Below are 6,190 nucleotides of genomic sequence, written 5' to 3' on the forward strand. Positions count from 1 at the left end.
TTTGAATACCTTTCCGATGCGCGCCATGGCTCTGACCGACGGCGCGTCCTTGGTCCCGAGCGATACGGCGTGATCCCGAGCGACCTGCTCGAGCGTGGGAACCGCGAGAGTCACCAGCACCGTGATCGCCAACCACCCGAGAATGATGGGTACCGACAACTGGCGAACGGTTCGCGCTACGAACGTCCCGGGGATGCGCTCCTCACGAGCATGGTGGTTGCTCATACGCCCTCCACCAGGCAGTGCGTGTAGGCATTCACGTCGTTCGAGATCCTCTCGGCTTCGACCTGACCGTTCACCACGGTCCGGCAGCCAACACTGTTGTTGTCGTTGTGTGCAATAACGTTACCCATGACGGCCGAGACATTCGCCGTGATCTGCAAAGACCAGCGTAGTGCGCCCCATCGGTCCGGTGCGGGTCGGAGGTCACATCAAAATAGCCGATGTCTGCCGCCGCGCCCACCGGACCGAAGACCTTGTAAACCACGGACTTCGGGCTGAAGACGTTGCCCGTCAATGGGGAGTGCGAATAGGCGCTGGGCGTCTCCGAACCGAACCAGGCGCGACCCCGCGGCACCGCGAAACCACCGCACGCGATGACCGCCAGCGGGATCCATCCGGGCTCGAGCACTCCAGCGAACACCTTCTCCTAGTCCCATCCAGAACGCCTGTGGCCCCCGGTGCGAGAGCGACCAGTGGGACGAGTAAACCATGCACTCGCGAGAACGCATCAGGGGTTTTTTCCATGCATTGCCTAAGAATTCGACATACCCGCCATAGGGCCTTGACCTGCAGTTATGCCGTCAACTTCGGCTCTTGTCGGGCGCCTCTTGTTATCTTGCAAACGCTTCGCGCAATACGCGGTCGGCGTCGGTTAACCATCTCCAAGGACGACCAGAATTGATGCTTCTTGCTGACTGGGCAATGGCAATGGCAATGGCAACAAATGCGGCTATGAGCACGCGCCACCGGAAAACATTGAAAGGCCACGACGCGATCGATGCCGACATCGTGTATTGCGGCGCTTTCAGGCTCGGCCGCCGCGTTGGTCGGACTTGGTCGGCTCGAAACCAGCGACCCCTGTCGTACCTGCGGTTTTCGCGATCAGCGCTGGTCGGCGGTGCCAACCGCGTTGCACCGTGGGCTCACGCGCATGTCATACTTCCGCGATGGCCACCGCGAACCGCCTGACCCGCAGCCCACTAGTTCATCGACTGGTGATAAACCCCTTCGTCTTTCGGTTGATATTCACTTCATTCGCCACCACACGGTTCGCCTCGCAGACTCGTTTGCTCGGCGGCGATGACTGGTTGTTCTTCAACTACGGATACGAAGAAGACCCGCCGATGGGTATTCCGCTCGACACGGCCGACGAACCCCACCGGTACTTCATCCAGCTCTATCACCGCACAGCGACCCAGGTCGACCTGAGCGGAAAGCGCGTGCTGGAGTGCAGCTGCGGCCATGGCGGCGGGGCCTCATATCTGGTGCGCACTGCGCACCCGGCTTCCTACACCGGACTGGACTTGAACCCCGCGGGCATCGAGTTCGCCAAAAACAGGCACCACCTGCCCAACCTGGATTTTGTGGAGGGCAACGCCCAGGCTCTGCCCTTCGCCGACGAATCCTTTGACGCGCTGGTCAACGTCGAGGCCTCGCACCTCTACCCCGACTTCCCGAAATTCCTGTCCGAAGTGGCGCGGGTACTGCGCTCGGGCGGACATTTCCTCTACACCGACTTCCGTCCGCGTTCCGAGGTCGCGGAGTGGGAAGCGGGGTTGGCCAACTCTTCGTTGCGGCAGCTGTCCATGACGGTGATCGATCAGAACGTGCTGCGCGGCAACGAGAAGAACGCCCCGCGCAAACACGAGCGGATCAGCCAGCACGGCGCGGCGATCAGCCGTACCTTCGCCCGCTACGCCAGCGACATGACCGACTGGGCATTCAATGGCGCACTGCGCGGCGGCGAGTACACCTACCGCGTGTACTTGTTCACCAAGGATTAAATCGCCTCGGTACGCTGAAAACTGCTGGCAGAGAACGAGGAAGGGGGCGACATGGCAACGGCGACGACCGACCCGGTACGGCTGCCGCCTGCGCTCCCGTTGCCCAAGCTCGTCCAAAGCGTGCTGTTCCTGACCTCGCTGCAGTATTCGGTCGCACCCCGGCTGAGCCGGCATTATGGCGGTCCTTTCACCATCAACCTGCCGGTTTTCGGGAAGATGGTCGTCATCCACGACCGCGACATCGTTAAGGATGTGTACAGCACCAGTTTTGATCTGATCGAACGCCCGACCAAGGTGCTCGGGCAGGCGTTCGGGCCTGGGTCGACCTTCAGCCTGCTCGGCAAGGAGCACTCAGAGCGGCGAAAGCTGGTGCTACCCAACTTCTCTGGCAAGCGAGTGAAGAACTACGAGAGCATCGTCGAAGATGAGGTGCTGCGCGAAACCGCGAACTGGCCGGAGGGCCAAGAATTCGAAACGCTGGAGACCATGACCCGGCTGACGCTCAATGCGATCATGCGGGCCACCTTCGGCGAGCGCGCCGACGCCCTGGATGAGCTGCGCATCGTGATACCGCCGTTGATCACCCTGGGCTCGCTGCTGCAGCGCATGCCTCCCGTTGTGCGACGCGAGTACGGTTCCTGGAGCCCGGGTAGCAAGCTGGCGGGCTATCGACGCCGGTTCGACGCGGTGATCGACGAGCTCATCGCCGAGGCACGCGCGGATTCGTCGTTGTCCGATCGCGGTGACATGCTCGCACTGCTGTTGCAGGCCCGCTACGAAGACGGCCAGCCGATCTCCGATCGCCATATCGCCGACGAGCTACTGACATTGGTGGCCGCCGGCCATGAGACCACTGCGTCGCAATTGGCATGGGCCGTCGAGCGGTTGCGCCGCAACCCGGACGTGATGAGGCGGCTCACCGAGGAAGTCGACGCCGGCGGATCCGACCTGCGGCAGGCGACGATCTACGAAATACAACGCGTCCGGCCGACAATCGCGGCCTCGCTGCGCAACACGAAGACCAGAGTCCGGTTGGGCGAGTGGGTTCTTCCCGAAGACACCGGCGTGATGATCGATTTTCAACTCGCGCACGAGTCGGATGTCAACTACACCGACCCGGAAGCATTCAACCCGGACCGGTTCGTCGGAAACCCGCCCCCGTCGTTCCGCTGGGTGCCATTCGGCGGCGGCATAAACCGTTGCGTCGGAGCATCGTTCGCCCATATGGAGATGGACATCACGCTGAGGACCCTGTTCCGCGAATTCCGCTTCACGCCAACCGATGCGCCTGACGAAAGCCGAAACTTCCGCGGTGTGGCGATTGCTCCCGGCAAAGGCGCACGCGCCGTGGTCTACCGGCGGACGCACGTCGTGCCCAGTGATCGCGACTCCGTGTCGGTCGCCGACCACAGCAGCTGACGCCAGCGCTCGCCTGGCATACTTCCGGGCATGCCCACGACTAAGGAACGCGTCACCGACATCGGCTACCGAGGCTACAAGGCCTTCATGAACAAGGTCTGGTACCCGTTCCTCACCCGTCGGCTCAACACCCAGGACGTCACCTTCCTCAACTACGGCTACGAGGCAGACCCGCCGCTGAACCTTCCGCTGGACGAAAACGACGCGGCCAACCGATACTCGATCAACCTGTACAACCAGGTCGCCTCTCAGATCGACCTGGCTGGCAAGAAGGTGTTGGAGTGCAGCTGCGGCCACGGCGGCGGCGCGTCCTACATCGTGCGCACGTTCAAGCCGGCCGAGTACACCGGGCTGGACTACAACCCGGACGGCGTCGCCTACTGCACCGAGCACCACAAGCTGCCCGGGCTGAACTTCGTGCACGGCAACGCCGAAGATCTGCCGTTCCCGGACAACACCTTTGACGCGATCGTGAATGTCGAAGCCTCACACGCCTATCCGAACCTGTCGAAATTCCTGTCCGAGGTCACGCGCGTGCTGAAGCCGGGCGGCAGCTTGCTCTACGCCGATTTTCGCGGCCGCCCTGAATTCCCGGTCTGGGAGGGCGCTCTCGACGCGATGCCGCTGCGTCAGGTGTCCATGCGGGTCATCAATGACGGAGTGATCCGCTCACTGGATGCCAGCGCACAGCACAAGCTGGATCTGATCAGCGCGCAGCTGCCGAAGTGGTTCCGGCCGTTCGGCCGGCACTTCGCCGGCGTACCAGGTACCGGGATCTACAACGTGATTGAGAGTGGTGGCGCCGAGTACCGGATCTACTGCTTCACCAAAGAATGACCGGCGGTCAGGCTATTGCGTAGTCCGACATCGGAAATCGGTCCTGCTCCTTCACGGCGCTGCGTACCGATGTCGGACGGAACAGCGGTGCTTCACCTTTGCCGGTGTGGTCCCTGAACCAGTAGGACCGCGAGGTCACGCAGTTGCCGAGCTCGAACGCGGAGTCTTTCATCAGCGTCGTCATCCGTTCGAGGAACCGGGCGTTGGCCGCTTCGGTGACCTCGAAGGTGCGGGCGCCGCGCTGCTGAAGTTCTCCGAACACCCGTTCCATGTGCCGCATCTGGTATTCCACGGTGTTGAACCACGACAGACCCACCCACGCGTAGGGGCTGGCCATCGACAGGAAGTTTGGGAAGCCGGGCATCGAAATGCCTTCATAGGCCTGGAATTGGGTTTCCCGCCACCACTTTCCGAGATTCTTACCGTCCCGTCCAATCACCTCGATCGCGGGCAGGTTGGCCTCCCAGACGTCGAATCCGGTTGCCAGTACCAGGGTGTCGATCAGGCGCTTGGTGCCGTCGTTGGCGACGATGCCATCGGGCTCGATCCGAGCGATCCCGTTGGTCTCCAGATGCACATGGGATTTGGTGAACGCCCGGTAGAAGTCGTTGGAGATGGTGGGCCGCTTGCAACCGAAGTCGAAATCGGGATCCAGTTTTCGTGACAGCTCCCGGTTGCGCACCAGCAGCATTCGGTACAGCCTCGAGAACTGCGAGATGCCTTTGTTGAAGACCCTGAAGTACCGGTACTTCCACATCGTGATGACCATGGAGAATTCCAGAATGGCGTCGGTGTACCAGCGCAGGAGGCGCTGGGTTGTCGGGAATCGGGCGAAAAGCCGTTGCACGGCTGGGAAGAACTTGACGTCGAACTTCGGCAGCACCCAGATCGGGGTGCGTTGATACACCGTCAGCTCGGCGACTTCCTTGGCCAACTCGGGAACGACTTGCACACCGGTAGAACCGGTTCCGATCACCGCGGCACGGCGGCCGCTGAGGGAAAAGTCGTCATCCCAGGCGGCGGTGTGGATGATGCGGCCACCGAAAGTCTCGATACCGGCGATGTCCGGCATCTTCGGCTGACACAGGAAGCCGGTCGCGGCGATCAGGAACTGTGTGCTCAGCGTCTCGCCGCCGGCCAGCGCAACCCGCCACACCTGGGCGTCCTCGTCCCACCGGGCACCCTCGACGGTGGTGTTGAACCGCATGAACCGGCGCACGTTGTATTTCTCGGCCACATGCACGGCGTAGTGCTTGAGTTCAGAGCCCGGGGCATACATCCGGGACCAGTACGGGTTCGGCTCGAACCGGTAGGAGAACGTGGGTGACGGCTGATCGACCGACAGACCTGGGTAATGGTTGACGTGCCACGTCCCACCCAGATCGTCTTCACGGTCGAGAATCACGATGTTCTCGTAACCCAGGCTGCTCAGCTGGATCGCGGCGCCGATTCCGCCGAAACCCGCCCCCACGATGACCACATCGAATTGCTGCTCGCCCATAAGAACTAAACGGTACCTTCTGCTGCTCAAACGGTGAAACGACAGCGAAAATGATCTAGCCGGCGCACGCTGGCCTTCGTGCGCCGGACAACCGTCAATTGGATCAATGTCCAACAGTATTGGGGTGTTTCGAGTACGGTCCCGAAATCAGCTCGGTCATTTCGAAGGCCTCACATGCGTTGCCTGTACCGTCGTTGCCTCGTCAGCGTCGTGTGCGCAATCGCAGTGGGAGGTCTCATCGCGGCTCCCATGGAGACCTCACCCGCGCGCGTGATCCACACCCGTGACATACAGCTCATCGACTCCGCGGATTCGTTACTCGGCGACGGGGCGGCGCTGGTCATCGGCGGCAGCGGCATTCCGCTGCCGCCGGAGAGATACGTGGACGCCGCTGACACCTTGTATCTGGCGCCGCGCGGCTTCACCG

At 62.0% G+C, this 6,190-nt stretch carries 5 protein-coding genes and 1 pseudogene; 3 read left to right on the forward strand and 3 right to left on the reverse strand.

Annotated features, from left to right (window positions below; translation table 11 throughout):
* Nucleotides 1-225: hypothetical protein (locus tag VN856_RS26125; protein WP_325694727.1), on the reverse strand; the 225-nt coding region annotated here is incomplete at its 3' end.
* A pseudogene (locus tag VN856_RS26130) lies at nucleotides 222-631 on the reverse strand (MmpS family transport accessory protein). The gene VN856_RS26125 and the pseudogene VN856_RS26130, both read right to left, overlap by 4 nt.
* A gap of 538 nt (nucleotides 632-1,169) precedes the next feature.
* Between VN856_RS26130 and VN856_RS26135 the strand changes: the two are divergent.
* From VN856_RS26135 to VN856_RS26145, 3 genes are read left to right on the forward strand one after another with little or no spacing between them, the layout of a single operon-like run.
* On the forward strand, nucleotides 1,170-2,006 hold the full coding sequence (locus VN856_RS26135; RefSeq protein WP_325694729.1) for a phthiotriol/phenolphthiotriol dimycocerosates methyltransferase: 837 nt from the start codon (nucleotides 1,170-1,172) through the stop codon (nucleotides 2,004-2,006).
* 51 nt (nucleotides 2,007-2,057) lie between these two features.
* Nucleotides 2,058-3,425, forward strand: a complete 1,368-nt coding sequence (locus VN856_RS26140; RefSeq protein ID WP_325694731.1) for a cytochrome P450 — start codon at nucleotides 2,058-2,060, stop codon at nucleotides 3,423-3,425.
* Nucleotides 3,426-3,455: 30 nt separating this feature from the next.
* On the forward strand, nucleotides 3,456-4,262 hold the full coding sequence (locus VN856_RS26145) for a phthiotriol/phenolphthiotriol dimycocerosates methyltransferase (protein ID WP_325694732.1): 807 nt from the start codon (nucleotides 3,456-3,458) through the stop codon (nucleotides 4,260-4,262).
* Nucleotides 4,263-4,269: 7 nt separating this feature from the next.
* Here the strand turns inward: VN856_RS26145 and VN856_RS26150 are convergent, their stop codons facing one another.
* Complete coding sequence (locus tag VN856_RS26150; protein ID WP_325694734.1) at nucleotides 4,270-5,763, reverse strand: NAD(P)/FAD-dependent oxidoreductase; 1,494 nt, start codon at nucleotides 5,761-5,763, stop codon at nucleotides 4,270-4,272.
* Nucleotides 5,764-6,190 lie beyond the last annotated feature (427 nt).

It is taken from the genome of Mycobacterium sp. (assembly GCF_035603715.1).
In the GTDB taxonomy this organism is placed as follows: Bacteria; Actinomycetota; Actinomycetes; order Mycobacteriales; family Mycobacteriaceae; genus Mycobacterium.